Below are 26,429 nucleotides of genomic sequence, written 5' to 3'. Positions count from 1 at the left end.
TCAATGCGACGACACATACTCCGCACCATCGAACGCCGCCGGTATGGCAAAACTCTCGCGCATGCGTCGGGTTTCCGCGGCCGGCGTCAGTCCGAACAAGCGCTTGAATTCGCGATTGAACTGCGAGGCGCTGACATAGCCCACGGCCATGCACGCGGCCTCCGCCGTCAGTTCCTCTCGCACCATCAGCAAGCGTGCCTGATGGAGGCGCGTCGACTTGACGTACTGCATCGGCGAGACCTGGGTGATGGTCTTGAAATGGCTATGGAAGCTCGGCACGCTCATTCCGGCTTCCTCGGCCAGTTGCGTGACGTCGAGCGCCTGCGCATATCCGGCATGGATCATCCGCAATGACTTGCCGATCCGCCCGAACTGTCCGCGCATGGCCAGCGCCTCGCGCATCGCGCTGCCTTGCGCGCCGGTGAGCACCCTGAAGTACAACTCGCGCAGCAGGCCCGGACCCAGCACGGCGGCGTCCAATGGCCTGTGCAGCGCTTCGAGGAAGCGCAGGACGGAGCCCTGCATTGCATCGTCCATGGGCGTGGACATCATGCTTTGCGGCGCCTGCACGGCCGCCGCGACGCCCGTGCGATCGATCTCCACCGCAAGCTCCGCTGCCAGCGTGAAGTCGAGATGGAGATAGAGTGCGAGCAGGGGGCGCTCGGCGCTTGCATCGGTTTCCATGCTGAACGGCACGGGCACGGACACCGCCAGATAATGATCCTCGTCGTACAAATACAGGCGTTCGCCGAAATAGCCGCGCTTGCGTCCCTGACACACGATCACGATGCCCGGGTCATACAGGACCGGCGTGCGTGCCAGCGGCCGGTCCGAGCGCAGGATGCGCACACTGGGCAAAGTAGTGAGGTTATAGCCTTCGTCGGGCGCGAGCGAGCGCAGCAGCGCAATCGTGCGTTTGCGGCCGGATGAGGACTGATTGCTCATAGTTTTAGGCAACATAAATAGCGATTTGTGGCTGATCCGTCTCGCCAAAGCATACTATTCTGCCTACTCCGAAACACATCACGGAGAAAATATTCCATGGCATCCACCCAGAAAACCCTGCTCATCACGGGCGTCAGCAGCGGCTTCGGCCGGGCGCTCGCAGTGGAGGCGCTGGCGGCGGGACACAAGGTCGTCGGTACCGTGAGAAGTGAAGAAGCGAAGCGTGAATTCGAGGCTTTGTCTTCGAACCACAGCGCCTTCGCGCGCGTGCTGGACGTGACCGACTTCGACGCCATCGAGCCTGCTGTCGCCGAGATCGAGCGCACCATCGGTCCTGTCGACGTGCTCGTGAACAACGCCGGCTATGGTCACGAAGGCGTCATGGAGGAATCGCCGCTGTCCGAGATGCGCAAGCAGTTCGACGTCAACGTGTTCGGCGCGGTCGCAATGATGAAGGCCGTCCTGCCCTTCATGCGCGAACGTCGGCGAGGCCACATCCTGAACATCACGTCGATGGGCGGCTTCATCACCATGCCCGGCATCACCTATTACTGCGGCAGCAAGTTCGCGCTGGAAGGCATCTCCGAAGCGCTCGGCAAGGAAGTGGCGTCGTTCGGCATCGCCGTGACCGCCGTTGCGCCCGGCTCCTTCCGCACCGACTGGGCGGGCCGTTCGATGCGTCGCACGCCACGTTCCATCGCGGATTACGATGCGGTCTTCGATCCGATCCGCCAGGCGCGCGAGGAGAAGAGCGGCAAGCAACTGGGCGATCCGCGCAAGGCGGCGCAGGCGATGCTCACCGCCATCGCGTCCGGCCATCCGCCTGCGCATCTCCTGCTCGGCAGCGATGCGCTCGGGCTCGTGAGAGGCAAGCTGTCCGCCATGGAGAGCGAGTTGCGCGAGTGGGAAACCGTGACGGTCTCGACGGACGGCTGAAGCAAGCGTCACTGCCTGCCCGGTCAAAGAAATAAAAAATAATCCGGGCACGCCACAATATCTCCGTCCCCGAAACGTCATCACGGGTATGGAAACGCCGCACACCCCGAGTCCACTGCCGGAACAGGATCGTGAAATCGCAGCTGCCGTCGCCCGTGAGCGGCCGCGGCTGCGCAACTTCATTCGCCGGCGGGTGATCGATCAGGACGACGCCGAGGACATTCTCCAGGACGTGTTCGAGGAACTGGTCGAGGCCTACAGGCTGACGGATCCGATCGAGCAGATGGGCGCATGGCTGTTCCGCGTCGCGCGCAACCGGATCATCGACCGGTTTCGCAAGAAGAAGGAAACACCGCTTCCCATCGACGACAACGAGACCGATGAAGACTACCGGCTCGACCTCGCGCTGCCTTCGCCGGAAGCGGGTCCCGAAGCCGCGTACGCACGCGCCGCGCTGCTTGCAGCGCTACAGGCCGCGCTGGACGAACTGCCTGCCACTCAGCGCGATGTCTTCATCGCCCATGAACTCGACGGCCGCAGCTTCAAGGACATTGCGGCTGCGACGGGCATCGGCATCAATACGCTACTGGCGCGCAAGCGTTATGCGGTGCTGCATCTGCGTGCCCGCTTGCAGGCGTCCCACGACGATTTCGAATCTTGAACGGAAGGAGAGATGACATGAGGTTTCGCCGCAAATTTTTCGCCAAGGCAGTGCTGTTCGTGCTTTTCATCGCGGCAGTGGGCTGGGTGGTCATGCGACTGTACAACTGGGTCGTGCCGGGGCTATTCGTCGATGCCCAGATGATCGACTATCCGCGCGCACTTGGCCTGCTGGTTCTGTGCCGCATCCTGTTCGGCGGCTTTCGGGCACGCGGCGGACGCGGCGGTTGTCACGGAGGCCGGCACTGGCAACGCTGGCAGCGCATGACGCCAGAAGAACGCGAGCAACTGCGCGACAAGATGAGCGCCGCTTCGCGCGGCAATCCGGAAAGCGGTCTGTGAATCCGTCACTCGATAGATTGATACCATCGGCTCATTCACCGCTCATTCCCGCTCATGTCATCTGCTGAAGCTTCCACCCGCCGTCTGGGTCCGCTCTTCGCGCTCGGTCCGTTCCTGCGCCCTTATGCCGGGCGCTGGGCGCTCGCGTTCCTGGCGCTGCTGACCTCGGCGGGCGCGACGCTCGCCTTGCCGATGGCCTTTCGCTATCTGATCGACCGCGGTTTCGCGAGCGGCAGCCGCGCGCATATCGATCGTTATTTCATTGCGCTCTTCATCGTCTCGCTGATTCTCGCGGGCGCGACGGCGCTGCGCTTTTACTGGGTGTCATGGCTCGGCGAACGCGTGACCGCCGACCTGCGCCGCGCGGTCTACGATCACATCATGCGCATGAGCCCGCAGTTCTTCGAGTTCACGCAAACCGGCGAAGTCCTCTCGCGCCTCACCACCGACACCACGCTGATCCAGACCGTGGTCGGCACCAGTCTCTCGCTCGGCTTGCGCAACGCGCTGCTGGCTGCGGGCGGCATCGGCATGCTGGTGCTGACGAGCCCGGTGCTGTCCGGCTACATCATTGCCGTGCTGATCGTGGTGGTCGCGCCCATCGTGTTCTTCGGGCGGCGTGTGCGCCGGCTGTCGCGCGCCAGTCAGGACACGGTCGCGAACGCCAGCGCGCTGGCCGGCGAAGTGCTCAACGCAATGCCGACCGTGCAGTCCTACACGCAGGAGACGGTCGAGTCGAAGCGCTTCGGCGCGGCTGTGGAAAGGGCCTTTCAGACCGCGCTGGCCCGCATCCGCGCGCGCGCCGCGCTGACCGCCGTGGTCATCGTGTTCGTCTTCGCGGCCATCGTGTTCGTGCTCTGGCTCGGCGCACAGGCGGTGCTGGCGGGACAGATGTCGGCGGGACAGTTGTCGCAGTTCATTCTCTATGCAGTGTTCACGGCGGGCGCCGTTGGCGCGCTTGCCGAGGTCTGGGGCGATCTCCAGCGCGCCGCCGGCGCCACCGACAGGCTCATGCAACTGCTCGCTGCGCGCTCGCCGGTCACGGAGCCGTCCACGCCCGTGCCGATGCCGTCCAAAGGCGAGGGCATCCGTTTCGATCAGGTGGGCTTCTCGTATCCGTCGCGTCCGGGCATCGAGGCGCTTTCAGCGTTCTCGCTCGCGGTGCGTCCCGGTGAACACGTCGCGCTGGTCGGGCCTTCCGGCGCGGGCAAGACGACGCTGTTCCAGCTGCTGCTGCGCTTCTACGATCCGCAGTCGGGCACCATCTCGATCAACGGCGTACCCACGCGGCATCTGTCGCTCGACACGTTGCGGCAGTCGATCGGCGTCGTGCTGCAGGACTCGGTGATCTTCTCTGGCAGCGTGCTCGACAATATCCGCTACGGCATGCCCGATGCGTCGTCCGAGCAGGTGCGCCGCGCGGCGGACATGGCGGCTGCGGCGGACTTCATCGAGCAGCTTCCGGAAGGCTATGACACCTTCCTCGGCGAGCGCGGCGTGCGGCTCTCGGGCGGGCAGCGGCAGCGCATTGCCATTGCACGCGCCATTCTTCGCAATCCGCCCATCCTGCTGCTCGACGAGGCCACCAGCGCCCTCGACGCCGCCAGCGAGCGGCTCGTGCAAACCGCACTCGATAACGCCGCGCAGAACCGCACGACGCTGGTCATCGCGCACCGGCTCGCCACTGTGCAGCAGGCCGACCGCATCGTGGTGATGGAGCATGGGCGGATCGTCGCGCAAGGACGTCACTCGGAACTGTTGCGCGACTCGCCCTTGTACGCCCAGCTTGCAGCGCTCCAGTTTGGTGCAATGGCCGCCAGCGACGCCGTTTAGAACATTCCGCTAAAACTCTGCCGCTCGCGTCTCAAGTTTCTCCTGACAGGGCCGTAATGTCTGAAAATAACTTTTCAGCAGGCACTTAAGGGGATACATGTTTTCGACCATTCGTTCGCGCGTCGTCACGGCCAGCATTGCTGTGCTGGTGATCGCGCTCATTGCCAACGCCGCGCTCAGCTATACGGTCGCACGTTCCTATAACAACAAGACGATCAGCGAGAACCTGTCCGCCGTGGCGAGCGGCCATGTCAGCGGGATCGGCGAATGGATTGCGTCGAAGAAGCAGATGATCGTGTCGATCCAGGATGCGGCGCTCTCGCCGGACCCGGTGCCGCTCTTCAAGCAGATTGCAGCGGCGGGCAATTTCGTCAACGTGCTCGCCGGCTACGAGGACAAGACTTCGCTCTTCTCCGAACCCACCAAGCTCCCGCCCGACTATGATCCGCGCACGCGCCCCTGGTACACGGCGGCGGTCAGCGCAGGTGGCCCGGTAGTCACGGCGCCGTACATGGATGTATCGACGGGCAAGCTGATCGTCGCGTTCACGCAGGCGCTGAAGCGTGACGGCAAGCTCGCGGGCGTGGTCTCGGGCGCGGTCGCGATGGACTCGGTCATCGACAACGTGCTCTCCGTGCACCCGACGCCCGCCAGCTTTGCCGTGCTCGTGGACGGCAAGGGTTCGATCGTCGCGCACGCGGACCGCAAGCTGACCGGCAAGCCGCTCACGGACCTGTTCCCGGACCTGTCGGGCACGGCGTTGAAGAACCTGATCGGCGCAGCCGAGCCGCTCGATACCCACGCCGGCACGCAGGACGTGCTCGCTCATGCGCGCGCGGTGCCCGGCACGGACTGGACCCTGATCATCGCGCTCGACAAGGCCGAAGCCACTGCCGGCATGCGCTCGATGATCGTCACGTCTGCCATCGCGCTGTTCGTGATCATTGCGCTCGGCGCGCTGATTGTCGGACTGGTGACGTCGATTGCGCTCAAGCGGCTCTCGTCGATTCGCGACGCGATGGATTCCATCGGCTCGGGCACGGGCGACCTCACGCAACGGCTGCCCGCCGACGGCAACGACGAAGTCGCGCAGATCGCGCGTGCCTTCAACACCTTCATCAAGAAGCTGCATGACGTGATGACGCGCGTGCGGGATTCGAGCGAATCGGTGCGGCTTGCATCGAGCGAGATCGCGGCGGGCAATCAGGACTTGTCGGGCCGCACGGAATCGGCGGCGGCGAGCTTGCAGCAGACGGCGGCGTCGGTGGAGGAAATCAGCTCGACCATTGCGCACTCCACCAAGGCCGCCAATCAGGCCAACGTGACGGCAGCATCGGCGGCGGCGACGGCGTCGGCGGGCGGTCAGGTGGTCGGCGAGGCGATCACCATGATGACCGAGATCGAGGATTCGTCGAACCAGATCGGCTCCATCATCGGCGTCATCGATGCCATCGCCTTCCAGACCAACATCCTTGCGTTGAACGCGGCCGTCGAAGCGGCGCGTGCCGGCGAACAGGGACGCGGCTTTGCGGTGGTGGCGTCGGAAGTGCGCGGGCTTGCTGCGCGCAGCGCTCAGGCGGCGAAGGAGATCAAGAGCCTCGTGACGTCGACGGTCGATGCCGTGGCGTCCGGTTCGACCCAGGTTCGCAGCGCGGGCGAGACGATGAACGAGATTGTCGGCAGTGTGGCGAATGTCTCGACCATCATGGCAGAGATAACGGATGCGGCGAACGAGCAGACCCGCGGCATCCAGGAAGTGAACAAGGCCGTGTCCCAGCTCGATCAGATGGTCCAGCAGAATGCGGCGCTCGTCGAGCAATCGGCGGCGGCGGCTTCGGCCTTGCAGACGCAGGCGATGGAACTGGCGATGGCCGTGAGCGAGTTCAAGCTGTCGTAGTTCTGACTGACGCGTGGCATGCCGGTTGCGTGAGTCCGGCTCATGACCCTCTGACAACCACTATCAGGAGCATGAGCCATGACTACATTGACCCTCGAACAAGTCGCCGAGAAGATGGCGGACATCGACTTCGCGATGCTCTCCACGCGCGCGCTGAATGGCAACATCGCCGTCCGGCCGATGAGCAACAACCGCGATGTCCGCTTCGACGGCGACAGCTACTACTTCACGTCGGAAGAGACGCACATGGTGAAGGAGATCAAGGCGGACGCGAAGGTTGGGCTGTCGTTCACGGGCGCGACGGGCGCGGGCGGGAAGCCGCAGTTGTTCGTGGCCGTTGAAGGCAACGCCGAACTGATCCGCGAGAAGCCCGCGATGAAGGAGCACTGGAACGAAGACATCGCGAAGTGGTTCTCGGATGGCTTTGCAACGCCGGGTATCGTGCTGATCAAGGTGAGCGCCGAGCGCGTGCATTACTGGCTCGGCGAGGAAGACGGCGAGATCGTGTTGTAATTTGCGATGCAACCGCGCCATCCTTGCTGATGGCGCGGTAATTACCTGCAGGCGTTCAAGGCGTCAGCACCACCTTGATGCAGCCATCCTCCTTGTCCCTGAACGTTTCATACATCTGCGGTCCGTCCTCGAGCTTCATGCGGTGCGTGATCACGAACGACGGATCGATCTGACCTTCCTCGATACGCTTCAGCAAGTCTTCGCTCCAGCGATTGACATGCGTCTGGCCCATGCGCCACGTCAACCCCTTGTTCATTGCAGCGCCAAAAGGAATCTTGTCGATCAGTCCGCCATAGACGCCGGGAACGGACAACACACCCGCCGGCCGGCAAACGTAGATCATCTCACGCAGCACATGCGGCCGGTCGCTTTCGAGCATGACGGCTTGCTTGACGCGGTCGTAGATGCCATCGAACGAGCGCGTTGCGTGCGATTCCATGCCGACCGCATCGATGCATTTTTCCGGTCCCTTGCCTTGGGTGAGGTCGCGCAACCGGTCGAGCACGCTTTCTTCCTTGAAGTTGATGGGAATTGCACCCGCTGCCTGCGCCATGGCCAGGCGCTCGGGAACCTGGTCGATGACCACCACCTGCTTCGCGCCCAGCAGCACAGCGCTGCGCACCGCCATCTGTCCGACGGGGCCCGCGCCCCATATCGCGACCGTATCAGTCGGCTCGATCTCGCAGTTCACCGCCGCCTGCCAGCCGGTCGGAAAGATGTCGCCGAGAAAGAGCACTTGCTCGTCGGTGAGTGCGTCCGGAATCTTGATGTGTGTCTTGTCCGCAAAGGGAATGCGCACGTACTCCGCTTGACCCCCGGCATAACCGCCCGTTAAATGGGTGTAGCCGAACAGGCCGGCAGTCGTGTGGCCGAATAACTTCTCCGCCGTGTCCTTGTTGCGATTGGAACGCTCGCACACGGAAAAATTGCCGCGCTTGCATTGATCGCACTCGCCGCACGTGATGGTGAACGGCACGACGATCCGCTCGCCAATCCTCAAAGCCGTGTTGTCGTGGCCCACTTCGACCACTTCTCCCATGAACTCGTGGCCCATGACGTCGCCGTGTTTCATGCCGGGCATGAAGCCGTCGAAGAGATGAAGGTCCGAGCCGCAGATGGCGCAGGTCGAGACCTTGATGATGGCGTCGCGCCCGTGTTCGATCTCCGGATCGGGAACCGTGTCGTAGCGAATGTCTTTCTTGCCATGCCAGACGAGTGCTTTCATGTCTACCTCCTGGCGCCTTGCTGTGGATGAGAAGACTGTGCAGGATCGGGTTCGAGATCCGGATCCTTGTGATCGTGCTCGGGCGTATAGGCGCCTTCTTCCGGATGATCCTTGCCCTTTGGAACCAGGCTCGCGTCCATGTTGCCGTGTTCGCGCTGCCGTATGGTTCCGTCGGGCTTTTCATCGACATCGCCGGCGCCGAGTTCCTCGCGCCGCTGGTCGGCCCGTTCGACGGGATCGGAAGGTTCGTTGTTCATGGTCGCTCCTTCGTGGCTGTGTAAAGAAGACGGCGCCCCTCAAGGCGTCAGGCGCTTCACCACTTCGCCTTCCGCATCGAGAATCACATTCGGGCGCGGCGCGTCGGCGGTATCACTGACGTCGTAGACGATCCGCGCGTGGTCGGTGCCGCGAGGCGTAACGAGCGTCGCCATGACGTCTGCCGCGGTGGCATGCAACGTCTCCATTGCTTCCGTCGCGTAGTTCAGCGCATAGCTCGGCCAGCGGGCAAACAACGCAGGTTGATCAGCTTCTCCGGCGAGTGCCGTGTCGATCGTCTTCCGGTTAAGTTCGCTGAACTGCCTCAGCGCGTCGTTCATTGTCAGCGACAAGCGCAGACAGGTCTCGACGTTGGCGCGGTAAAAGTCAAGGCTCGGCGGGTTGAGCGTAGGTGACAGCATGGCTACTCCTGAATAAGGTCGTCGAAGCAATGCCTCGGAGGCGGCACCCGCCTCCGAGGCGCACTCTTACACCTGGTTGGCCTTGCCCGCACCGAGATCCGCACCCGTGGTCGGATCCGCCGCCGGGTCCGACGCCGTGCGCGACGCCATGGCCTGAAGCGTCTCCACATCCTGCTCCGAGACATTCACGGTCGCCAGTCCATCGCCGCCATCCACGGCCGGCTGCGGGTCTTCGATGAAGCGCCAGTCGCCGCCTTCGTTCCACGGACCGCGCATGTCTTCGCCCTTGGACATGTTGTAGTAGACGCTCGTGAACTCTGGATTGCCGGGCAACTTGCCTTGCGGGAAGTTCGGTTGAATGGAATGCAGCGCCTTCTCGAAGGACTTCTGGTGCGCGATCTCACGCGTCATCAGGAAGCCCAGCGCTTCCTTGATGCCGGGGTCGTCAGTCACGTTGATGAGGCGTTCATAGACGATCTTCGCGCGCGCTTCGGCGGCGATGTTCGAACGCAGGTCGGCGGTCGGCTCGCCGATGGTGTCGATATAGGCCGAGGTCCAGGGCACGCCCGCCGAGTTCGTCAGCGGCGCGCCGCCGCCATAGAGAATCGACGTGATATGCGAGTCATTGCCCGCGCCGGTCAGCGAGCGATACATCTCTGCCTCGGATTCAACGCCCTCGGCCAGCTGGCCCTTGGCGCCCTTGTTCAGCATGGCGACAATTGAACCGATGATTTCGAGGTGACTGAGTTCTTCAGTGGCGATATCGAAGAGCAGGTCCTTGCGGCCCGGATCGTCCTCGGCCACGGCCTGAGTGAAATAGCGGCAAGCGGCGGCGAGTTCGCCTTGCGGCCCGCCGAACTGCTCGAGCAGCAGATTGGCCAGCCCCGGATTCGGGGAAGCAACGCGAACGGTGTATTGCAAACGCTTGTTGTGCACGAACATGGCGGAAGCTCCTTATCGTAGGGACGAGCGCAGTCCTTGCGCGGACTGCGCAAATGTCGAAGATGAAAAGTGGTGCTCGAAAAATTGACCGAGAGGAGCGCCATGGCGTCACTTGCAGTCTTGCTTTCCGAGTCTCAGCGCGACGAACGTGCGCTGGCGTGATGCGGCGAGCCGCTGTTCAACGAAGATGAGCCGAGCCTTGAGTGATCGATGCTCGGTTGCATGATCAGTCGAGCAACGGTTGTGCCCGCGGATCGAGCGACCATGCATATGACATCGGTCACGCCGGGCACACTCCGCTGACCGATTCGATCGGACGTGCACTTGGAAAGAAGTACACGTTACACTTTGAATATCGCGCCCCGATGACCTGAGGATGCCACTCAGGGCGAAACAGATTCCATCGATCGACAAAGCTATCGCTTCGAATCCATGACAGACCCGAAACCTCCCCGCATTTCTTCCGGCCTCACGGCCCTCGATGACATCCTGAACGGCGGCTGGCCCGCCAGCAGGCTCTATCTGATCGAGGGCGCGCCGGGCTCGGGGAAGACCACGCTGGGTCTGCAGTTCCTGCTGGACGGCGTGGCCGCCGGGGAGACCGTGCTCTTCATCACGCTCTCGGAAACTTCTCAGGAGCTGGATGAAGTGGCGAACGCGCACGGCTGGTCGATGGACGGCATCACCGTCTTCGAGATGGAAGAAGCCGAATTGAAGCTCGGCATCGACGGCGACCAGAGCATCCTGCATTCGTGGGAGATCGAACTCGGCGAGGTGATCCGCCATATCACGGAACACGTCGAGCGCGTCAAGCCGTCGCGCATCGTGTTCGACAGCTTGTCGGAATTGCGCCTGCTCGCGCAGGACCCGCTGCGCTTTCGGCGCCAGTTGCTGTCGCTCAAGCACTTCTTCAACAACAACGCCGCCACCGTCCTGCTGATGGACGACATGAGCGCGCGCGGCATGCATGACGTCGATCTGCACAGCCTCTGTCATGGCGTGCTGACGCTGGAGCGCCTCACGCTCGACTTCGGCGTCGCGCGGCGGCGCCTGCAAGTGCAGAAGCTTCGGGGAAGCGCGTTTCGGGAAGGTTTTCACGATTTCGCGATCCGCGAGGGCGGTCTGCAAATTTTTCCGCGCCTGGTTGCGCTGGAACATCACGCCGAATTCGTCGGGGACGTCCTGCCGAGCGGCTCGGCGGCGCTCGATGCATTGCTCGGCGGCGGCCCGCTGCGTGGCACAAGCACGCTGATCACGGGCCCCGCTGGTACCGGCAAGACTACGCTGTCCCTGAAATATGCGGCGCAGGCGTGCGCACGCGGCGAGCGCTGCGTCATCTACGAATTCGACGAACGTATCGGCACGCTGCTCGTGCGTTCGAGGGGCATCGGAATCGACTTGCAACCGCACATCGATGCCGGTCTGCTGGAAATCAGGCAGGTTGACCCGTCCGAGATCTCGCCCGGCGAGTTCACGAGCCTCGTGCGTTCGGAAGTCACCCACAACGATGCGCGGCTCATCATCATCGACAGCCTGAACGGCTATGTGGCCGCGATGCCGCAGGAAAAACAGCTCATCCTGCAACTACACGAGTTGCTGTCATTCCTGAACCAGCAGGGCGTCGCGACCTTCCTCGTCAATCCGCATCAGGGTTTGATCGGGAACATGCATTCGGGCTCGCTGAACATCAGCTATATCGCCGACGCCGTCATCCTGCTGCGTTTCTTTGAAGCCGAAGGGCGTGTGCGCAAGGCGCTCTCGGTGCTCAAGAATCGCGGCAGTCTGCACGAGAGTACGATTCGCGAACTGGTCATCAGCTCGCGCGGGCTGGAGTTGAGTGAACCGCTGACGCGCTTCAACGGCGTGCTGAGCGGCACGCCCACCTACATGGGCGGTGCGGCGGGACTCGGCAAGCAGCGCGATTCGGTCCAGTTTGGCGGCGAGAACGGCGTTCCCTTGGAATGAAGGCATTCTCGCGCCTTATCGTCATCTTCGCGCGCTTCGGACGCGACGCGCAGACAGCCGAAATGCTGCTGCGCAAGCGTGCAATCGCCACGACGACCGTGCACAGCTTCGACGCGTTCGTAGAGGCTATCGATCCCTACGTGGGCGGCGTGCTGCTCACCGACGAGTCGCTGTCCGGCGCGGACCTTTCCGTGCTGGCGAACAAGCTCGACGCGCAGCCGTCATGGTCCGACGTGCCATTCATCGTTCTGACGCAGCGCAGCCGGTACGAGAGTGCGCATCATCGGCGCCTCGCGGGGCGGCTGCCGGCGCGCATGACCAACCTCGTCTATATCGAGCGGCCCGCGAGCGCGCTTGCGTTGACGAGCGCCGTCGAGGCCGCGCTCTCCGGCCGCGAGCGACAGTTCCAGATTCGCGACGAACTGCGAGCAGCGGCGACCATGAACGAACGCCTGAGCGCCGCCGAAGAGCGGCTGGCGCGCAGTCATGCCGAGCTCGAACGGCAAGTTGCAGCCCGTACGCATGAACTGCGCGAGACGAATCGCAGGCTGACGGAAGAGGTGCAGGAGCGCACGCGCACGGAAGAGGCGCTGGCGCACGCGCAAAAGATGGAAGCGGTCGGCCGGCTGACGGGCGGCATCGCGCATGACTTCAATAACCTGCTGATGGCGCTGGTCGCCAATCTCGAACTCGCGCGCCGGAAGCTGGACAGCGATCACGCCGTCCTGCCGCTGTTGAACAATGCGCTGCGCGTGACGGAGCGCGGCTCGAAGCTATCCGGCCAGCTGCTTGCGTTCTCGCGCATCCAGAAGCTGGTCCTGCAGCCGGTGGACATCGACGCACGCATGCGCGACCTCATGGACCTGGCGCGTCACTCACTCGGTGTGTCGCATACGATCGAAGCGCATTTCGCGGCGGAGTCGCACTTCGTGATTGCGGATTCGAACCAGATCGAACTTGCCATACTGAATCTCGTGAACAACGCACGCGACGCCATGCCGGGCGGCGGCGTCATCACGCTGTCCACGTCTACACGCATGCTGGACGAGCCGGACGCGGACCTGCCTTCTGGCGAGTATGTCGAGATCAAGGTGTCGGATACGGGCACGGGCATCAGCGAAGAAGCGCGGCAACGTATCTTCGATCCGTTCTTCACCACCAAGCCGGTGGGCAAGGGCACCGGGCTCGGGCTCGCGCAGGTCTGGGGGATCGCTCACCAGTGCGGCGGCACGGTCAAGGTGGACAGCGAGTTCGGCAAGGGCGCGTCCTTTTCGATTCTTCTGCCCGTCGCCGGATCGGAAAGAGAAGAGCCGGCCGGGACCCTGCCCGTAGCGGACGGGACCGCGGGGGACGCAGCGGGCGCGGAAGGGACGTCTGTCCTCATCATCGATGACGACGACAACGTTCGCGAATCGCTGGTCGCCGGCCTCGAGATGGACGCATTCGAAGTACGCGATGCGCGCAGCGGCACCGAAGGGCTTGCGATGATCGGCGAGGACTTCCCGAACGTACTGGTCGTCGATTACGCCATGCCCGCGATGAACGGCGCGGAGGTGGCACGCGCTGCGCAGAAAATCCGGCCCGGCTTGCCCGTCGTCATGGTGACCGGCTATTCGGATACGGCGGCGCTGGATGGCGTGGCGAACGCGGAAGTGCTGCGCAAGCCGTTTTCGCTGGCTGAGCTGAGCCGGCATATCGCGAGGCTGCGGCGCTCCACGGCGCGACCGTCATCGTAGTCGAAGCGATCAGGGAGGAAGCATGAGCGAAGACGGGCGAGCGTGGCAAGCGCAGGTGATCCGCGAGTTGAACGTGGCGGCAAGCTTCGCTGTCGACAGCGAACGCGAGCGCCGCATCGGCTTCCTGTGCGATTACCTGATGTCGCACGGATTGCGGACCTATGTGCTGGGCATCAGCGGCGGGGTGGATTCATCGACGGCGGGGCGGCTCGCGCAACTGGCCGTCGAACGTCTGCGCGCGCAAGCGTATGAAGCACGCTTCGTCGCGGTCCGGCTGCCGTATGGCGTGCAGCGCGATGAAGACGACGCCCGGCGCGCGCTCGAATTCATACAGCCCGACGAGACGCTCGAAGTCAACGTCAAGGGCGCATCGGATGAGATGCTCGCGGCGCTCGAACTGGGCGGCGCGCAGTATGCCGATGACTTCCAGAAGGACTTCGTGCTCGGCAACATCAAGGCGCGCCAGCGCATGATCGCGCAATACGCGATAGCGGGCGCGCGAGCCGGCGTGGTGATCGGCACGGATCACGCCGCTGAATCGCTGATGGGCTTCTTCACCAAGTTCGGCGATGGCGGCGCGGATGTGCTGCCGCTTTCGGGTCTGACGAAGCGTCGCGTGCGCGCGCTGGCGATGTCGATGGGCGCTTCGACGCAACTCGCCATGAAGGTGCCGACGGCCGATCTCGAAACGCTCACGCCGCAGCGTCCGGACGAGGACAGCTACGGCATCACCTACGAAAACATCGATGACTTCCTGGAGGGCAGGGAAGTCAATGAAGCAATCCTGACGACGATCCGCCGCTTCTACCTGGCAACGCGTCACAAGCGCGCATTGCCGGTGGAAGTCGGCGCGTAACTTTCCTTTCAGCTTTCATGTCCTTACCGCCCATTGCCCCTGATCTTTTCATCAAGCAGATCAACGAGCTTCTACCGGATAAACAGGGTTATACGCCGGACCTCGTCGTCTTCCTGACGCCGCGCGGATGCCAGGAGCCCAAAGCAACAGGATGGGACTGGCAGCCTCACTCACCCGAGACAGATGCGGCCGTCAAACAGGCATTCGAGGACATCCGGCACCTGCACGGCTTCTAGAAGCATCACGCCTGCGGCGGCTGTCCGTTCGAGGCGCTGAGCCCGCCATCCACCGGCAAATTCACGCCGGTAACGAAGCGCGCGTCGTCGCTTGCGAGAAAGGCGATGACGGCCGCGATATCTTCAGGCGTCGCCACGCGGCCGAGCGGAATGCGCTCTTCGAACTTCGCCATCAGCTTTTCATTGCCGAGCATGTCTTGCGTCAGATCGGTCGCGGTCAGGCTAGGGCAGACCGCGTTCACGCGCACGCCATCGCGGCCATGATCCATGGCGAGGGCGCGCGTGAAGTTGGTCACGGCGCCCTTGGCCGCGTTGTAGAAACTCATGCCCCAGTCGCCTCCCAGTCCCGATACCGACGACACATTCACGATGCAGCCCCGCGAATCGATCAGATGCCGGATCGCCGCACGGCAGCAATAGAACACGCCGTCGAGATCGGTGGACATGACCGCGCGCCAGTCGTCGAGCGAGGCTTCGTCGATGCGCCCTGTCGGCGCCACGCCCGCGTTGTTGACGAGGACGTCGATGCGGCCAAAGCGGTCGATGGCCGCGTCGATCAATTGCTTTGCGTCGTCGGGCTTCGAGGCGTCGAATGTGTGCACGAGCGTGCGTGCCGGATCGAGATCGCGCGCGAGGCGGTCAAGCTTCTCGCGTGTGCGGCCGGCCAGCACAACCGAAGCGCCTTCGCTTGCAAAGCGCCGCGCCGTGCCTTCGCCGATACCCGAGCCTGCGCCCGTCACGATGACGGTTTTCGCTTCAAAGCGGGCGGTGTTGTTGAAGTCGTTCATGACGGATGTGGAGAGAGGGGTGATGGAGCCTGCGGTGCTGCAAGTGTCGTTCCACTTCCGTTTCGGGTTTATTCACGAGTGACGATGACGCCTCGGCGCGCTAAGCGCCCGACCGGACGTACACGAGAATGACCGAAAGCGTCACGAGCGAGGCAAGCGTGGTGAACAGGATCGTACGTGACGTCACCTGCGCTTCCCGTCGATAGAACTCCGCGAGCATGAATGGCCCGGTGCCCGTGGGCAATGCGGCGAGCACGAGCGTCATGTTGACCATCGGCGTCGGCATCGAGAAGACTCGCGCGGCGAGCCACCATGCAAGCGCGGGTTGCAGGAGCAGCTTGGTGCCCGTGAGCAGAAGCGCACTCCGTTGTGTAGCAACCGCGGCCCTGCGCTCGGCGAGAAACAGACCCAGGCTGACCAGCGCACACGGACTTGCGGCGCCGCTCAGGAGTTTGAGGAACGCGACCACGCTATCGGGCAGCGCAACATGCGCAGCCGAGAACAACACGCCGGCCAGCGGCGAGACGATCAACGGATTCCTGCCCAGCGAGACCAGCACCTTGCTCGCGAGTTTGTGCGGCCGCCGCTCGGCTTGCAGGCTCAGTTCAATCAACACGATCGCGACGGCGAACAGCACGCATGCAATCAGGATCGTGGCGATGGTGGTCGGCGTGAGACTCTCCGGGCCGAATGCCATGAGGCACAGCGGAAAGCCCACGTAACCGGTATTCGGATAAGCGCCCGCGATGGCGTCGATGCTCGCGTCCGCGAGGTGCAGGCCGTTGATCATCCGGTAGGCGAGGATCAGCAGGAAGGTCACGCCGCCGGCGATGCTGAAGACGGCGATGAACGCGGGCTGATCGAGCTGTTTCCACGTGGCATGCGCCATCGTGTTGAAGAGCAATGCCGGCAAGGCCAGCCAGACCACGAAGCGGTTGAGTTCGGAGGCGGCCGTGGGCCCGAGCACGCCGCGCCTGCGGCAGACAAAACCCGCCAGGATGAGCGCGAAGACGGGAAGCAGGATCCCAAGCGTCGAAAGCATGATGCAGTTATCGAGAAAGAAAGAACGGAGCAAGGGTAATCCCTAGGGGAGATACAATCCAATACCGTCTTCGACCCCTTTCGAAACCTTTTTTGCATCGATGATCGATTTCAAGCGCTTGCGCTACTTCGTGGTTCTCGCCGAGACGCGGCATTTCGGGCGCGCAGCGGCGCGGCTGCATCTGTCGCAGCCGCCGCTCAGCCGGCAGTTGATCGCGCTCGAAAAGGAACTGGGCGTGAAGCTGATCGAACGCGGGCCGCGTGGCGTGACGCTGACGGCCGCCGGCGAGCGCTTCCATATCGATGCGAAAGCCGTGCTAGCCGCGCTGGAGCAGGCGCAGACGAACTGCCGGGCGGCGGCGGCGGGAACGGCGGGCGCGTTGTCGCTGGGCTTCACGATGTGCGCCGCCTACAGCGTGGTGCCCGGTTATGCGCGGCGCTTCAGCGCGGCCTGTCCCGATGTCGATGTGAGTCTTCGCGAGGTCGTCTCGAACGATCTGTCGCAGCGGGTCGTCGACGGCAGCCTGGACGCGGCCATCATGTTTCCCGGCATCTTCGACAAGAGCCTCACGACCGAGACCATCTTCTCGGAGCCGTTGTGCGTGGCGCTGCCGCGCGGGCATCGGCTGGCGAAACAGCGGCGCATCAGGATCGCGCAACTTGCGGAAGAAACCTTCGTGCTCGCCATGGAAGAAGTGGCGCCCAAGTTCAGGGCCGTCATCGACCAGCATTGCCGCTCGGGCGGTTTTGAACCGGTCGTCGGCTTCGAGGTGCAGTTGCAGCAGACCGTGCTGAGCCTCGTCAACGAGGAAGCGGGCGTGGCGCTCGTGCCGCGGTCGATGAGCAAGGCGAGGCTGGCCGGCGTCGTGTTCCGCGAACTCGTCGATGCGCCGTGCGTCGAGCAGGTGCTCGTGTGGTCGCGCGCAAATCGCAATCCCTGCCTGAAGCAGTTCATCGAGCTGGTGCAAGGGGCGGAAGCTTGAAACGGTCGAGTCCAGCGGTATGCGGCTTGCTGTGCAAGAGCTACGTCAATTTCATGGAGGTCGATATGGCCGGAGATACCGCTTACAAGCCGGGCGAAATCGTGAAGGTCTCGGGAATCTATTCCGTGGTCCACGATGACGGCAAGAATACGTTCGAAGTCACCTGTGTCGAAGGCGAGCACTTCCCGCCGACGCGCAGTGGCAAAGGCGCGCATTTCGAACTGAAGTACGGGGCGACTCATTCGCACAAGCATGACGAGTTGAAGGGCACGGAAGCGCGCAGCTGATCAACGAAGTCAGCGCAGCGATGGGGGCGGCAGCGGCAGTAGAATGATCGCCCCGCATTCGGCCGGTGCGGCTGCCGCGTGCATGTTGCCGTGCATGCCATGCATGCCGTGCTTGCGCCGAGCGCGGGACAGGTGTCACGACCTATCCCACGCCCGAGGCCCCCATCATGCTTGCCGCCATCGCCACTCTGCTCGTCTTCCAGTGTCTCGGAGAAGGGCTCTCCTACCTCTTCAGCATTCCCGTTCCCGGTCCCGTCGTCGGCATGCTTCTGTTGCTTGCCTGGATGACGCTGCGTCCCGCGCAAGCCGCCGCACTCGAAGGCACTGCGCTTGAACTGCTCCGGCATCTGTCGCTGCTGTTCGTGCCGGCGGGCGTCGGCATCATGGTGTCGGCGAGCGCGTTGCGCGGCGACGTGCTGGCCGTCGCGCTCTCCGTCGCCATCAGCACGGCGCTGGCCATCACCGTCACCGCGCTCGTCATGCGCGCGATGCTGCGGCGTCAACGCCGCTTGTCTGATCCGACCGGAGGCCGCGCATGATCCCGGCTCCCCGTTTCGGCGCAATCTGGGTCTACCTCGCGGCCACGCCGCTGCTGGGACTCACCATCACGCTGCTCGCCTATCTGATCGCGCAGCGCATCTATGCCGCGTGCCGCTTCAATCCGCTCGCCAATCCGGTGCTGATTGCCGTGGCGATCGTCGTCGTCGTGCTGAAGACGAGCGCGACGCCCTACGACACCTACTTCGACGGCGCGCAGTTCGTGCACTTCCTGCTCGGACCCGCGACCGTCGCGCTGGCGCTGCCGCTCTATCGCCAGCTGCTGAATCTGAAGCGGCTGGCGATACCCATCGTCGTCAGTCTCGTCGCGGGTTCTTTGACGGCGATCGTCTCGGCGGTGGCCGTGGCGAAGCTGCTCGGCGCATCGCATCAGTCGATCGCCTCGCTGGCGCCCAAGTCGGCGACGACGCCCATCGCGATGGCGGTGGCGAAGGAAATCGGTGGCGTGCCTTCGTTGACGGCAGTGCTGGTCATCACGACGGGCGTGTTCGGCGCGGTGATTGCGCGGGGTCTGCTCAACCTGCTGCGCGTGACCGAGGTCGAGGCGCGCGGCTTTGCGCTGGGCGTGGCGTCGCATGGGATCGGCACGGCGCGCGCCTTTCAGGTCAGCGAGGAGATGGGCGCGTTTGCGGGACTCGGCATGGGGCTGAACGGCATCCTGACGGCGTTCGTCGTGCCGGTGCTGCTGCCGTTCCTGTCGCGGCTGTTTTAACGCGGGCAGGTCCGTACGTTGCTCGGCAGTGTTTGTCCCCGCTCCGGGACGTGACGTTGTTGATGGCTTGGCCCGCGGTGTTTCAGCGGGCTTTTTTTTCGCCGGCTACCAAGAGCAATGGAAGCAGGCAGGGCACAGGCGACGTGGCATTCGCATTGCTGTCGCATCAGGACCCATGTGAATGTCAACCGAGGAGACTCTCATGAAAGCCAGCCCCGCCCTGATGACCCTGTGTGCTTCCGCGCTGATCGGCATGACGCCGCTTGCCGCCATGGCGCAAACGCAGGCCGCGAGCACCACGCAGGCCAACGATCTGCCTGAAGTCGACAAGGCGTTCGTCCAGGCCGCCACCCAATCCAGCTCCACGGAGATCGATACCGCCAAGCTCGCGACAAGCCAGTCGCAGGACAAGGACGTGAAGAACTTCGCGCATCACATGATGATCGACCATACGAAGCTGACGTTGCAGCTCAAGATGGCCGCGCCGCATGGTGTCGCGGTGCCGAAGGACAACTCGGATACCTCGGTGATCGATGCCCTCAAGCCGCTGAAGGGCAAGGAGTTCGACAAGATGTATATCCAGAAGGTCGGCGTGGAAGGACATGAGAAGGCGGTTGCCGCGTTCCAGAAGGAAGCGCAGGAAGGCCAGAATGCCGATCTCAGGAAGGCCGCTCAGAAGGCGCTGCCCACCATCCAGAAGCACCTGAAGATGGCGCAGGATCTGGCGGCCATGAAGGGCGTGCAGTAAGTCGGAGCGGTAGCGGTGACGCGTCGATGCTAGAGTCCTGATCGACGCGTTCACCTTTCTCTCTTCGATGCACAGCACGCCTTCCTCTTCGGTTTCCACTGACGTCGCCGTCATCGGTGCAGGCATCGTCGGCCTGGCGGTCGCGCATCACGTGCGCAAACTGGGCCGCAGCGTCACGCTGATCGATCGCGCCGAGCCTGCATCGCAATGTTCCATGGGCAATGCGGGCGCGCTCTCTTACCATTCCGTCGCACCGCTGGCGATGCCGGGCGTGTTGAAGAACGCCATGTCGATGCTGCGCGACGAGGACGGCCCGCTCTATCTGCCGCCGTCCTACTTGCCGCATGCAGCGGGCTGGCTCTGGCGTTTCGTGCGATCGGCGGGCGAGAGCCGCGTGCGCGAGATCGCGAGCTCGCTGAGCGCTTTCTTCGACAGTGCCGAAGCGGATCACCGTGAACTCGCGGAAGAGGCCGGTTACGCGGCCGGCCTGCGGACGACGGGACAACTGCATCTTTACCGCTCGGATGCGCAACTGGCCAAGGACGCGCTTGGCTGGGCGCTCAAGACCGAACATGGCGCGAAGCTCACGCGTTTGTCGGGCGGCGCGATTCAGGACATGGAGCCCGACGTCTCACGGGACTACACGCTGGGCCTGTTCGTCGAGAACGATCACTCGGTGCTCAATCCACACGGCTATGCGCTTGCGATTGCGCGCGCCGTCATGCAGGCGGGCGTGAGCTTCAGGCGCGCGGAAGTGAAGGCATTGCGTCCGGAGGCGCAAGGCTGGGCGCTGACCCTCGCGGACGATTCGACCTTGTTCGCGCGCGACGTGATTGTGGCCGCGGGCGCCTGGTCCACGCATTTGCTCGCGCCGCTCGGCGTGCGTGTGCCGCTGGAATCGCAACGCGGTTATCACGTCCACGTGCCGGAGAGCGGCACGCGCCTGTCCCGCACCGTTGTGCTGACCGACCGCAAGGTCTTCATCACGCCGATGGACACCGGCTTGCGCATCGCGGGCACGGTGGAATTCGGCGGACTGGTGCGGCAAGCGAATCCGCGCCGCGCGGCGTTGCTGGCGCGGCATGCGAAGGAAGGCTTGCCCGCGCTCGATCTGCTCGGTGGATCGAGCACCTGGATGGGCCACCGGCCCTGCATGCCGGACTCCATGCCCGTGCTCGGCGCGGTGCCGCGTCACGCCGGGCTATGGCTTGCTTGCGGTCACGGGCATCTCGGGCTGACGGGTTCCGCGACTACCGGGCGTCTGCTGGCGAAGGCCATTCACGGCGAGGCTGTGCCCGAACTCGATCCGTTCTCGATGTCGCGCTTCGGCGGCTAGTGACGCACGGCCCGAAGCGAAGGTTCAAGCATAAGGCGGCCCGCCGCCATCCACATACAGCCGCGTGCCGGTGACGAAACGCGCTTCATCTGACAGCAGATAGGCTACCGCCGACGCGACGTCTTCCGGCGTGCCCGGTCCATCGAGCGCGGTGAGACGCGTGGGCTCCGCGTCGTTCTGGCCCGACGCCATCGACGCGAAACGCGGCGACTGGATCGGCCCCGGCGCGACGGCGTTGACGCGCACGCCATGCGGCCCGTACTTGCGCCCGAGTCCTTGCACGAGCAAGTCGAGGGCTGCATTCACGCTCGAACCCGGAAAGTGATTCGGCGGCGGCGCGATGCCGCCGCGTCCCGAGATCGCGACGACCGCCCCCTTGCCCTGCGCAATGAAGCGCGGCAGCGCGGCGCGTAGGGGCCGCACGGAGCCGAGCAGCTTCGCGTCGATGACGCGTTGCCAGTCGGCGTCGGTGAGATCGAGGAAATCGCCGAACGCGCCGACATTCGTGCTCAGCACGAGGCCGTCCAGACGCTGGAAGCGCTCTTCGATCTGCCTGAATGCTTCGCGCACGCGCGCATCGTCGGCGACATCCACCGATAAGGGCACGACGCGCGGCAAGTCGGCGAACAGCGTGTCGTCGACATTCCGCGACGACGCCACCACATGCGCGCCCGCCTCGGCGAGCCGCCGCACGGTGGCCGCGCCGAGCGCGCCGAAAGCGCCCGTGACCCAGTACACGCGGTCTTTGAAGTGTTCCTGATCCTGACTGGACATGGTTGAAGTCACCGTGGCTGAAAGCCTGCCATGGTGCTGCGTCGCGCGAACGGAACCAACGGATGATTTTGCGAAAGCTTCCGATCCTCGCATGGCTAAGTTATCCACCCGGCTTGCCATGCCCAATGCAGCCGCGGCGCGCTTTACTTAGCAGATGAACTTGGTTGGTCGCAGGCCCGCGCGCTCCTAGTCTGTATGGCTCCGAATTCGTCGGCGCTGACCGCTGACTGTTGACCGCAGGCCCGCACATGACCACACATCTGCATTTGAACGCGTTTCACATGAATGCCCCGGCGCATTCGTGGGCCGGATTCTGGCGGCATCCGCGCGACCGCTCCCTCGAACACAACACGCTCGGCTATTGGGTCGAGCTGGCGCAGACCGCCGAGCGCGGCCTGTTCGACGGCATGTTCCTCGCCGATGTCTTCGGCATCTACGATGTCCATGGCGGCGGCGTGGACGCCACGCTGTTCTCGGCTGCGCAATCGCCGTCGCACGATCCGCTATTGACCGTGCCCGCGATGGCGCATGCGACGAAGCACCTGGGCTTCGGCGTGACGGCGAACCTGACCTACGAGCATCCGTACCAGTTCGCGCGGCGTTTCTCGACGCTCGATCACCTGACCGGCGGACGCGCGGGATGGAACGTCGTCACTGGCTATCTGGAGAGCGCGGCGCGCGGCATGGGACTCGACAAGGCGCGCGAGCACGACGAACGCTATGCGGCCGGCGAAGACTTTCTGGAGGCCGTCTACAAGCTGTGGGAAGGAAGCTGGCTGGATGGCGCCGTGGTGCGCGACAGGCGCGCGGGCAAGCCGTACACGGACCCGTCGCGCATCCGCCGTGTGCAGCATGAAGGGCCGTATTTCCGCGTCGATGGCTTCAATCTCGTCGAGCCCTCGCCGCAACGCACGCCGGTGCTGTACCAGGCCGGTGCATCCGGACGCGGCAAGGCGTTCGCGGGCAAGCATGCCGAGTGCGTGTTCCTCGAAGGCCAGACGCCCGCCATAGTGGCGGCTGCGGCGCGCGACATCCGCGCGCATGCGGTCGATGCCGGCCGCGCCGCCGACGATCTGCTGCTCTATCTCGGTGCGACCGTGGTGGTGGCGCCCACGTCGCAGGAAGCACGCGAACTGCACGCTGAATACGCGGAATACGTCGATACGCTCGGGCAACTGGCGCTGGTATCGGGATGGACAGGCATCGACTTCGCGGCCATGGATCTTGACGAACCGATCCGCTATGTGAAGAGCAACGCGCTGCAATCGACCGTCGAGAATCTGACGAAACGGGCCGGGCGGCCCATCACGCCGCGCGACATGACGCGCTTCGACCAGACCGGCGGGCGTGGACCGTTCATCGTCGGCGGTCCCGCCGAGGTTGCTGATCAGCTGATCTCATGGGCCGATGAAACCGGCGTGGACGGCTTCAACCTCCGCCGCACCGTGATGCCGGAAAGCCTGCATGCCTTCGTCGATCTGGTCGTGCCCGAGTTGCAGAACCGGGGGCGTTATCGCACGGCTTATGCCGAGGGCACCTTGCGCGAAAAGCTGTTCGCGGGCCGCGGGCCGCATCTGCGCGACACCCATCCGGGCGCGCGTTATCGCTCCATTTGAACGCGGCTTGCGAAGAAGGATTCATCATGGCAACTGTCCAGCTGCACAACGTCGTCAAGCGCTATGGCGGCGCACCCGTCGTCGATTCGGTTTCGCTCTCCGTGCGCGACGGCGAATTCCTCACGCTGCTCGGCCCGAGCGGCTGCGGCAAGACCACCTGCCTGCGCATGGTCGCGGGCTTCGTGCAGCCGGATGCGGGGTCGGTGCATATCGGCGGCGAGGACGTGACACGCGTGCCCGCGCACCGGCGCAACACGGGCATGGTGTTCCAGCAGTACGCGCTGTTTCCGCACCTGACGGTGGCGCAGAATCTCGCGTTCGGCCTGCGCATCCGCAAGCTCGCGGGCAAGGAGATCAGGACACGCGTGGCCGAGGCGCTCGCGCTCGTGCGCCTGTCCGGCTATGCCGACCGCTATCCGGAGCAACTGTCGGGCGGACAGAAACAGCGTGTCGCGCTGGCGCGGGCGCTGGTCATCAATCCGCGCGTGCTGCTGCTCGACGAACCGCTCGGCGCGCTCGACCAGAAGCTGCGCGAGGAATTGCAGGCCGAGATCAAGCGCATTCAGCGCGAAGTCGGCATCACGACGATCTTCGTTACGCACGATCAGAACGAGGCGCTCAGTCTCTCGGATCGCATTGTGGTGATGCGGCAGGGCGTCATCGGCCAGATCGGTTCGCCGCAGGAGCTGTATGACCGGCCGGTGGATCGCCATGTCGCGAGTTTCATCGGCAAGATCAATCTGCTCGAAGTCGCGGCGTCGCACGTGGACGGCAACGGCCTCCTGCATGTGAGGGCCAGGTCCTCCGGAACCTTCGAGGTCGATCTCGAAGGCCGGCCCGCGCCCCGGCCCGGCGATCCGCTGCTGCTGGCGCTCAGGCCGGAACGCATCAGGATGGGCGAAGGCGCGGCGAACCGCGTGCAGGGCCGCGTCGAACTCGCGACCTATGCCGGCGACGGCTGGTATCTCGAAGTGCGCACATCTGCCGGCGATCCGCTCATCGTGCGCACCACCGGCCGCGCCGCGCCCGCGCCCGGCGAGCATGTCGCGCTGGGCTGGGAGCGCGGCGACGGCGTCCTGCTGCATGACGAGGTGTCCGCATGAGCGACGACACGCTGCTCGTCGCGACGGAGCTCGCCCGTGCACCTGCGCAGCCCTCCCTGGAACGGCGGCGGCAGGCGGTCTATGGCGCGCTCGCGTTGCCGGGACTCGCTTTCCTCGGCGTGTTCTTCGTGGCGCCGCTGGGCTATCTGCTGGTGCTGTCGCTGCATGGCGGCGGTTCGCTGGGACGGGTCGATGACGCCTGGACTCTCGCGAACTACGTGCGCTTCCTGTCGGACGCGTACTACCTGCATATCCTGCTCGATACGCTGGGCTTCGGCGCATTGACCGCGCTGATCTGCGCGGTGTGCGGCTTTCCGTTCAGCTACTGGCTGGCGCGCACACACTCACGCTGGCGCACGCCGATGCTCTTCGTCACCGTGCTGCCCTTGCTCATCAGCGCGGTGATCCGCAATCTCGGCTGGATTCCGGTGCTGACCGAGCACGGCATGCTCAACAGCGTGCTGCTCGCGCTCGGCGTCATCAAGACGCCGCTCGAATGGATCTTCAACTATATCGGCGCGCTGATCGGCATGGTGCACGTGGAGTTTCCCTTCATGGTGCTGATGCTGACCGGCGCGATCCGCAAGATCGATCCGGCGCTCGAAGAGGCCGCCATCAATCTCGGTGCGACGCCCGCGCAAGCCTTCGTGCGCGTGGTGCTGCCGCTGTGCCGGCCCGGACTCGCGGCGGGCGCGTCGATGGTCTTCATGGCCGCGATCAGCGCGCTGGTGACACCGGGAATACTCGGCGGGCATCGCGTGATGTTCATGGCGCTCTATATCGATCAACAGATGCATAACGTACTCAACTATCCGGTCGGCTCCACCGCGGCCATGCTCACGATGTTCGCCGCGCTCGCGTCGATGTGGCTCGCGCTGCGCGTGAGCGGAGCGCGCACATGAACGCCGTCGCTTCCTTCCTGCCGAAATGGCTTCTGCGCATCGCGATCTTCGCGGTGCCGGTGTTCCTGCTGCTGCCGTTCGTCGGCATTGTCGGCGCATCGTTTTCGAAGAGCGGCGCGCTCGCGTTTCCGCCGAGCGACTGGACCCTTGCCTGGTATCGCGGCATTGCGCCCGGCTGGTACGACGCGCTGCGCTACAGCGTCTGGCTCGGCGCGGCGACCACGGCGCTCGCTACTGCCGTCGGCGTGCCGCTCGCGCTGTCGATCGTACGCGGGCGCTTCGTGGGCCGCGGCCTCGTCAATGCGCTGTGTGTTGCGCCGCTCGGTGTGCCGACCATCGTCATCGCGGTGGCGGGCTTCAAGTTCTTCATGCTGGCCGCGCAGTTCCAGGACATCGGCCTGAACGGGAACACGGCCGCCATCGTGCTGATGCAGGCCGTCTTCACGTTTCCGCTCGTGGTCCGCGCCGTGATCGCCAGCTTCGCGCACTACGACAGCGCGCTCGACGAAGCCGCGCAGAGCCTCGGCGCCACGCCGTGGCAGGTGTTCTGGCGCATCACAGCGCCGCTCATCGCACCGGGTGTGATCGCGGGCATGTTGTTCGCGTTCGTCCTGTCCTTCGACGATGTCGTCGTCGCGTGGTTCATGGGCGACCCAGGCCGTCCGACAATGCCCGTCAAGCTCTTCAACGCGATGGAAGTCGAATTCGACAACGCCATCACCGCGCTGTCCACGCTGATCGTCGCCTTCTGGGCGGTGCTCGCGCTCGTGCTCAACCGCTTCTTCCATCTCGAACGCATGTTTTCCCGGCGCTGAGTG

The 26,429-nt window shown here is 64.3% G+C and carries 28 protein-coding genes; 20 read left to right on the top strand and 8 right to left on the bottom strand.

What is annotated here, in order from left to right:
- Positions 1 to 945, bottom strand: a complete 945-nt coding sequence (locus tag QCE69_RS20875) for an AraC family transcriptional regulator (RefSeq protein WP_309932691.1) — start codon at positions 943 to 945, stop codon at positions 1 to 3.
- A 96-nt stretch (positions 946 to 1,041) separates the two neighbouring features.
- Here QCE69_RS20875 and QCE69_RS20870 point away from each other — a divergent pair, with 96 nt between their 5' ends.
- From QCE69_RS20870 to QCE69_RS20845, 6 genes are all read left to right on the top strand, one after another.
- A complete protein-coding gene (locus QCE69_RS20870) occupies positions 1,042 to 1,881 on the top strand; it encodes an oxidoreductase (protein ID WP_309922604.1) in 840 nt (279 codons plus the stop codon).
- 88 nt (positions 1,882 to 1,969) lie between these two features.
- Complete coding sequence (locus tag QCE69_RS20865) at positions 1,970 to 2,542, top strand: sigma-70 family RNA polymerase sigma factor (RefSeq protein WP_309922599.1); 573 nt, start codon at positions 1,970 to 1,972, stop codon at positions 2,540 to 2,542.
- A 17-nt stretch (positions 2,543 to 2,559) separates the two neighbouring features.
- Entirely contained in the window at positions 2,560 to 2,883 is a 324-nt protein-coding gene (locus QCE69_RS20860) for a hypothetical protein (RefSeq protein WP_309922596.1), read from the top strand.
- 54 nt (positions 2,884 to 2,937) lie between these two features.
- Positions 2,938 to 4,716: an ABC transporter transmembrane domain-containing protein gene (locus QCE69_RS20855; RefSeq protein WP_309932689.1), complete on the top strand. Its 1,779-nt coding sequence runs from the start codon at positions 2,938 to 2,940 to the stop codon at positions 4,714 to 4,716.
- A 97-nt stretch (positions 4,717 to 4,813) separates the two neighbouring features.
- Positions 4,814 to 6,613: a methyl-accepting chemotaxis protein gene (locus QCE69_RS20850; RefSeq protein WP_309922591.1), complete on the top strand. Its 1,800-nt coding sequence runs from the start codon at positions 4,814 to 4,816 to the stop codon at positions 6,611 to 6,613.
- 78 nt (positions 6,614 to 6,691) lie between these two features.
- Positions 6,692 to 7,126, top strand: a complete 435-nt coding sequence (locus QCE69_RS20845) for a pyridoxamine 5'-phosphate oxidase family protein (RefSeq protein WP_309922588.1) — start codon at positions 6,692 to 6,694, stop codon at positions 7,124 to 7,126.
- A gap of 55 nt (positions 7,127 to 7,181) precedes the next feature.
- Here the strand turns inward: QCE69_RS20845 and QCE69_RS20840 are convergent, their stop codons facing one another.
- The 4 genes from QCE69_RS20840 to QCE69_RS20825 all read right to left on the bottom strand — a co-directional run bounded on the left by QCE69_RS20840 (position 7,182) and on the right by QCE69_RS20825 (position 9,970).
- Positions 7,182 to 8,351, bottom strand: a complete 1,170-nt coding sequence (locus tag QCE69_RS20840) for a zinc-dependent alcohol dehydrogenase (protein WP_309932687.1) — start codon at positions 8,349 to 8,351, stop codon at positions 7,182 to 7,184.
- 2 nt (positions 8,352 to 8,353) lie between these two features.
- Entirely contained in the window at positions 8,354 to 8,608 is a 255-nt protein-coding gene (locus QCE69_RS20835; protein WP_309922584.1) for a hypothetical protein, read from the bottom strand.
- A 39-nt stretch (positions 8,609 to 8,647) separates the two neighbouring features.
- Positions 8,648 to 9,028 carry a hypothetical protein gene (locus tag QCE69_RS20830; protein ID WP_309932686.1) on the bottom strand — a complete coding sequence of 127 codons (381 nt, stop codon included), beginning with the start codon at positions 9,026 to 9,028 and terminating at the stop codon, positions 8,648 to 8,650.
- A gap of 66 nt (positions 9,029 to 9,094) precedes the next feature.
- On the bottom strand, positions 9,095 to 9,970 hold the full coding sequence (locus tag QCE69_RS20825; protein ID WP_309922578.1) for a manganese catalase family protein: 876 nt from the start codon (positions 9,968 to 9,970) through the stop codon (positions 9,095 to 9,097).
- Positions 9,971 to 10,402: 432 nt separating this feature from the next.
- Here QCE69_RS20825 and QCE69_RS20820 point away from each other — a divergent pair, with 432 nt between their 5' ends.
- The 4 genes from QCE69_RS20820 to QCE69_RS20805 are packed head-to-tail and all read left to right on the top strand — an operon-like array spanning position 10,403 to position 14,763.
- Entirely contained in the window at positions 10,403 to 11,935 is a 1,533-nt protein-coding gene (locus tag QCE69_RS20820; protein WP_309932684.1) for an ATPase domain-containing protein, read from the top strand.
- Positions 11,932 to 13,671 carry an ATP-binding protein gene (locus QCE69_RS20815; protein WP_309932682.1) on the top strand — a complete coding sequence of 580 codons (1,740 nt, stop codon included), beginning with the start codon at positions 11,932 to 11,934 and terminating at the stop codon, positions 13,669 to 13,671. Before QCE69_RS20820 ends, QCE69_RS20815 begins: the two co-directional genes overlap by 4 nt.
- A gap of 22 nt (positions 13,672 to 13,693) precedes the next feature.
- Entirely contained in the window at positions 13,694 to 14,527 is an 834-nt protein-coding gene (gene nadE, locus QCE69_RS20810; protein WP_309922570.1) for an ammonia-dependent NAD(+) synthetase, read from the top strand.
- Between the two features lie 17 nt (positions 14,528 to 14,544).
- Positions 14,545 to 14,763 (top strand): hypothetical protein, encoded by a 219-nt coding sequence (locus QCE69_RS20805; protein WP_309932681.1) that lies wholly within the window; start codon positions 14,545 to 14,547, stop codon positions 14,761 to 14,763.
- A 5-nt stretch (positions 14,764 to 14,768) separates the two neighbouring features.
- Here the strand turns inward: QCE69_RS20805 and QCE69_RS20800 are convergent, their stop codons facing one another.
- Positions 14,769 to 15,551 (bottom strand): SDR family oxidoreductase, encoded by a 783-nt coding sequence (locus tag QCE69_RS20800; protein WP_309922568.1) that lies wholly within the window; start codon positions 15,549 to 15,551, stop codon positions 14,769 to 14,771.
- Positions 15,552 to 15,651: 100 nt separating this feature from the next.
- Positions 15,652 to 16,593, bottom strand: a complete 942-nt coding sequence (locus QCE69_RS20795; protein ID WP_309922565.1) for an AEC family transporter — start codon at positions 16,591 to 16,593, stop codon at positions 15,652 to 15,654.
- 100 nt (positions 16,594 to 16,693) lie between these two features.
- Here QCE69_RS20795 and QCE69_RS20790 point away from each other — a divergent pair, with 100 nt between their 5' ends.
- The 6 genes from QCE69_RS20790 (at position 16,694) to QCE69_RS20765 (ending at position 21,216) form a co-directional block, all read left to right on the top strand.
- Positions 16,694 to 17,575: a LysR family transcriptional regulator gene (locus QCE69_RS20790; protein ID WP_309922563.1), complete on the top strand. Its 882-nt coding sequence runs from the start codon at positions 16,694 to 16,696 to the stop codon at positions 17,573 to 17,575.
- Positions 17,576 to 17,640: 65 nt separating this feature from the next.
- Positions 17,641 to 17,862: a hypothetical protein gene (locus QCE69_RS20785; RefSeq protein WP_309815517.1), complete on the top strand. Its 222-nt coding sequence runs from the start codon at positions 17,641 to 17,643 to the stop codon at positions 17,860 to 17,862.
- Positions 17,863 to 18,029: 167 nt separating this feature from the next.
- Positions 18,030 to 18,401, top strand: a complete 372-nt coding sequence (locus QCE69_RS20780) for a CidA/LrgA family protein (RefSeq protein WP_309922557.1) — start codon at positions 18,030 to 18,032, stop codon at positions 18,399 to 18,401.
- Positions 18,398 to 19,132 carry an LrgB family protein gene (locus tag QCE69_RS20775; protein ID WP_309932679.1) on the top strand — a complete coding sequence of 245 codons (735 nt, stop codon included), beginning with the start codon at positions 18,398 to 18,400 and terminating at the stop codon, positions 19,130 to 19,132. The genes QCE69_RS20780 and QCE69_RS20775 overlap by 4 nt, the downstream gene beginning before the upstream one ends.
- Positions 19,133 to 19,355: 223 nt before the next feature.
- Positions 19,356 to 19,880: a DUF4142 domain-containing protein gene (locus tag QCE69_RS20770; protein ID WP_309932832.1), complete on the top strand. Its 525-nt coding sequence runs from the start codon at positions 19,356 to 19,358 to the stop codon at positions 19,878 to 19,880.
- A gap of 67 nt (positions 19,881 to 19,947) precedes the next feature.
- Positions 19,948 to 21,216: an FAD-dependent oxidoreductase gene (locus QCE69_RS20765; RefSeq protein ID WP_309932677.1), complete on the top strand. Its 1,269-nt coding sequence runs from the start codon at positions 19,948 to 19,950 to the stop codon at positions 21,214 to 21,216.
- A gap of 24 nt (positions 21,217 to 21,240) precedes the next feature.
- Here the strand turns inward: QCE69_RS20765 and QCE69_RS20760 are convergent, their stop codons facing one another.
- Positions 21,241 to 21,990: an SDR family oxidoreductase gene (locus QCE69_RS20760; protein WP_309922545.1), complete on the bottom strand. Its 750-nt coding sequence runs from the start codon at positions 21,988 to 21,990 to the stop codon at positions 21,241 to 21,243.
- 248 nt (positions 21,991 to 22,238) lie between these two features.
- Here QCE69_RS20760 and QCE69_RS20755 point away from each other — a divergent pair, with 248 nt between their 5' ends.
- Genes QCE69_RS20755 through QCE69_RS20740 form a run of 4 tightly spaced genes read left to right on the top strand, consistent with a single transcriptional unit; the run spans position 22,239 to position 26,426 of the window.
- Positions 22,239 to 23,606: an LLM class flavin-dependent oxidoreductase gene (locus QCE69_RS20755; RefSeq protein WP_309932676.1), complete on the top strand. Its 1,368-nt coding sequence runs from the start codon at positions 22,239 to 22,241 to the stop codon at positions 23,604 to 23,606.
- A 26-nt stretch (positions 23,607 to 23,632) separates the two neighbouring features.
- A complete protein-coding gene (locus tag QCE69_RS20750) occupies positions 23,633 to 24,709 on the top strand; it encodes an ABC transporter ATP-binding protein (protein WP_309922539.1) in 1,077 nt (358 codons plus the stop codon).
- Positions 24,706 to 25,611: an ABC transporter permease gene (locus tag QCE69_RS20745; RefSeq protein ID WP_309922536.1), complete on the top strand. Its 906-nt coding sequence runs from the start codon at positions 24,706 to 24,708 to the stop codon at positions 25,609 to 25,611. Before QCE69_RS20750 ends, QCE69_RS20745 begins: the two co-directional genes overlap by 4 nt.
- The gene (locus QCE69_RS20740; RefSeq protein WP_309932675.1) at positions 25,608 to 26,426 is read left to right on the top strand and encodes an ABC transporter permease; all 819 of its coding nucleotides are present in this window, start codon (positions 25,608 to 25,610) and stop codon (positions 26,424 to 26,426) included. The genes QCE69_RS20745 and QCE69_RS20740 overlap by 4 nt, the downstream gene beginning before the upstream one ends.
- Positions 26,427 to 26,429: the final 3 nt, after the last annotated feature.

Source organism: Caballeronia sp. LZ032, assembly GCF_031451315.1.
Taxonomy (GTDB): domain Bacteria; phylum Pseudomonadota; class Gammaproteobacteria; order Burkholderiales; family Burkholderiaceae; genus Caballeronia.
Note: the sequence above shows the minus strand (reverse complement) of the source record. Positions and strands in the feature narration are given on the sequence as shown.

Coding starts and splice junctions, on each gene's coding strand:
- QCE69_RS20875 (WP_309932691.1), bottom strand. CDS start 945: ATGAGCAATCAGTCCTCATCCGGCCGCAAACGCACGATTGCGCTGCTG.
- QCE69_RS20870 (WP_309922604.1), top strand. CDS start 1,042: ATGGCATCCACCCAGAAAACCCTGCTCATCACGGGCGTCAGCAGCGGC.
- QCE69_RS20865 (WP_309922599.1), top strand. CDS start 1,970: ATGGAAACGCCGCACACCCCGAGTCCACTGCCGGAACAGGATCGTGAA.
- QCE69_RS20860 (WP_309922596.1), top strand. CDS start 2,560: ATGAGGTTTCGCCGCAAATTTTTCGCCAAGGCAGTGCTGTTCGTGCTT.
- QCE69_RS20855 (WP_309932689.1), top strand. CDS start 2,938: ATGTCATCTGCTGAAGCTTCCACCCGCCGTCTGGGTCCGCTCTTCGCG.
- QCE69_RS20850 (WP_309922591.1), top strand. CDS start 4,814: ATGTTTTCGACCATTCGTTCGCGCGTCGTCACGGCCAGCATTGCTGTG.
- QCE69_RS20845 (WP_309922588.1), top strand. CDS start 6,692: ATGACTACATTGACCCTCGAACAAGTCGCCGAGAAGATGGCGGACATC.
- QCE69_RS20840 (WP_309932687.1), bottom strand. CDS start 8,351: ATGAAAGCACTCGTCTGGCATGGCAAGAAAGACATTCGCTACGACACG.
- QCE69_RS20835 (WP_309922584.1), bottom strand. CDS start 8,608: ATGAACAACGAACCTTCCGATCCCGTCGAACGGGCCGACCAGCGGCGC.
- QCE69_RS20830 (WP_309932686.1), bottom strand. CDS start 9,028: ATGCTGTCACCTACGCTCAACCCGCCGAGCCTTGACTTTTACCGCGCC.
- QCE69_RS20825 (WP_309922578.1), bottom strand. CDS start 9,970: ATGTTCGTGCACAACAAGCGTTTGCAATACACCGTTCGCGTTGCTTCC.
- QCE69_RS20820 (WP_309932684.1), top strand. CDS start 10,403: ATGACAGACCCGAAACCTCCCCGCATTTCTTCCGGCCTCACGGCCCTC.
- QCE69_RS20815 (WP_309932682.1), top strand. CDS start 11,932: ATGAAGGCATTCTCGCGCCTTATCGTCATCTTCGCGCGCTTCGGACGC.
- nadE (WP_309922570.1), top strand. CDS start 13,694: ATGAGCGAAGACGGGCGAGCGTGGCAAGCGCAGGTGATCCGCGAGTTG.
- QCE69_RS20805 (WP_309932681.1), top strand. CDS start 14,545: ATGTCCTTACCGCCCATTGCCCCTGATCTTTTCATCAAGCAGATCAAC.
- QCE69_RS20800 (WP_309922568.1), bottom strand. CDS start 15,551: ATGAACGACTTCAACAACACCGCCCGCTTTGAAGCGAAAACCGTCATC.
- QCE69_RS20795 (WP_309922565.1), bottom strand. CDS start 16,593: ATGCTTTCGACGCTTGGGATCCTGCTTCCCGTCTTCGCGCTCATCCTG.
- QCE69_RS20790 (WP_309922563.1), top strand. CDS start 16,694: ATGATCGATTTCAAGCGCTTGCGCTACTTCGTGGTTCTCGCCGAGACG.
- QCE69_RS20785 (WP_309815517.1), top strand. CDS start 17,641: ATGGCCGGAGATACCGCTTACAAGCCGGGCGAAATCGTGAAGGTCTCG.
- QCE69_RS20780 (WP_309922557.1), top strand. CDS start 18,030: ATGCTTGCCGCCATCGCCACTCTGCTCGTCTTCCAGTGTCTCGGAGAA.
- QCE69_RS20775 (WP_309932679.1), top strand. CDS start 18,398: ATGATCCCGGCTCCCCGTTTCGGCGCAATCTGGGTCTACCTCGCGGCC.
- QCE69_RS20770 (WP_309932832.1), top strand. CDS start 19,356: ATGACCCTGTGTGCTTCCGCGCTGATCGGCATGACGCCGCTTGCCGCC.
- QCE69_RS20765 (WP_309932677.1), top strand. CDS start 19,948: ATGCACAGCACGCCTTCCTCTTCGGTTTCCACTGACGTCGCCGTCATC.
- QCE69_RS20760 (WP_309922545.1), bottom strand. CDS start 21,990: ATGTCCAGTCAGGATCAGGAACACTTCAAAGACCGCGTGTACTGGGTC.
- QCE69_RS20755 (WP_309932676.1), top strand. CDS start 22,239: ATGACCACACATCTGCATTTGAACGCGTTTCACATGAATGCCCCGGCG.
- QCE69_RS20750 (WP_309922539.1), top strand. CDS start 23,633: ATGGCAACTGTCCAGCTGCACAACGTCGTCAAGCGCTATGGCGGCGCA.
- QCE69_RS20745 (WP_309922536.1), top strand. CDS start 24,706: ATGAGCGACGACACGCTGCTCGTCGCGACGGAGCTCGCCCGTGCACCT.
- QCE69_RS20740 (WP_309932675.1), top strand. CDS start 25,608: ATGAACGCCGTCGCTTCCTTCCTGCCGAAATGGCTTCTGCGCATCGCG.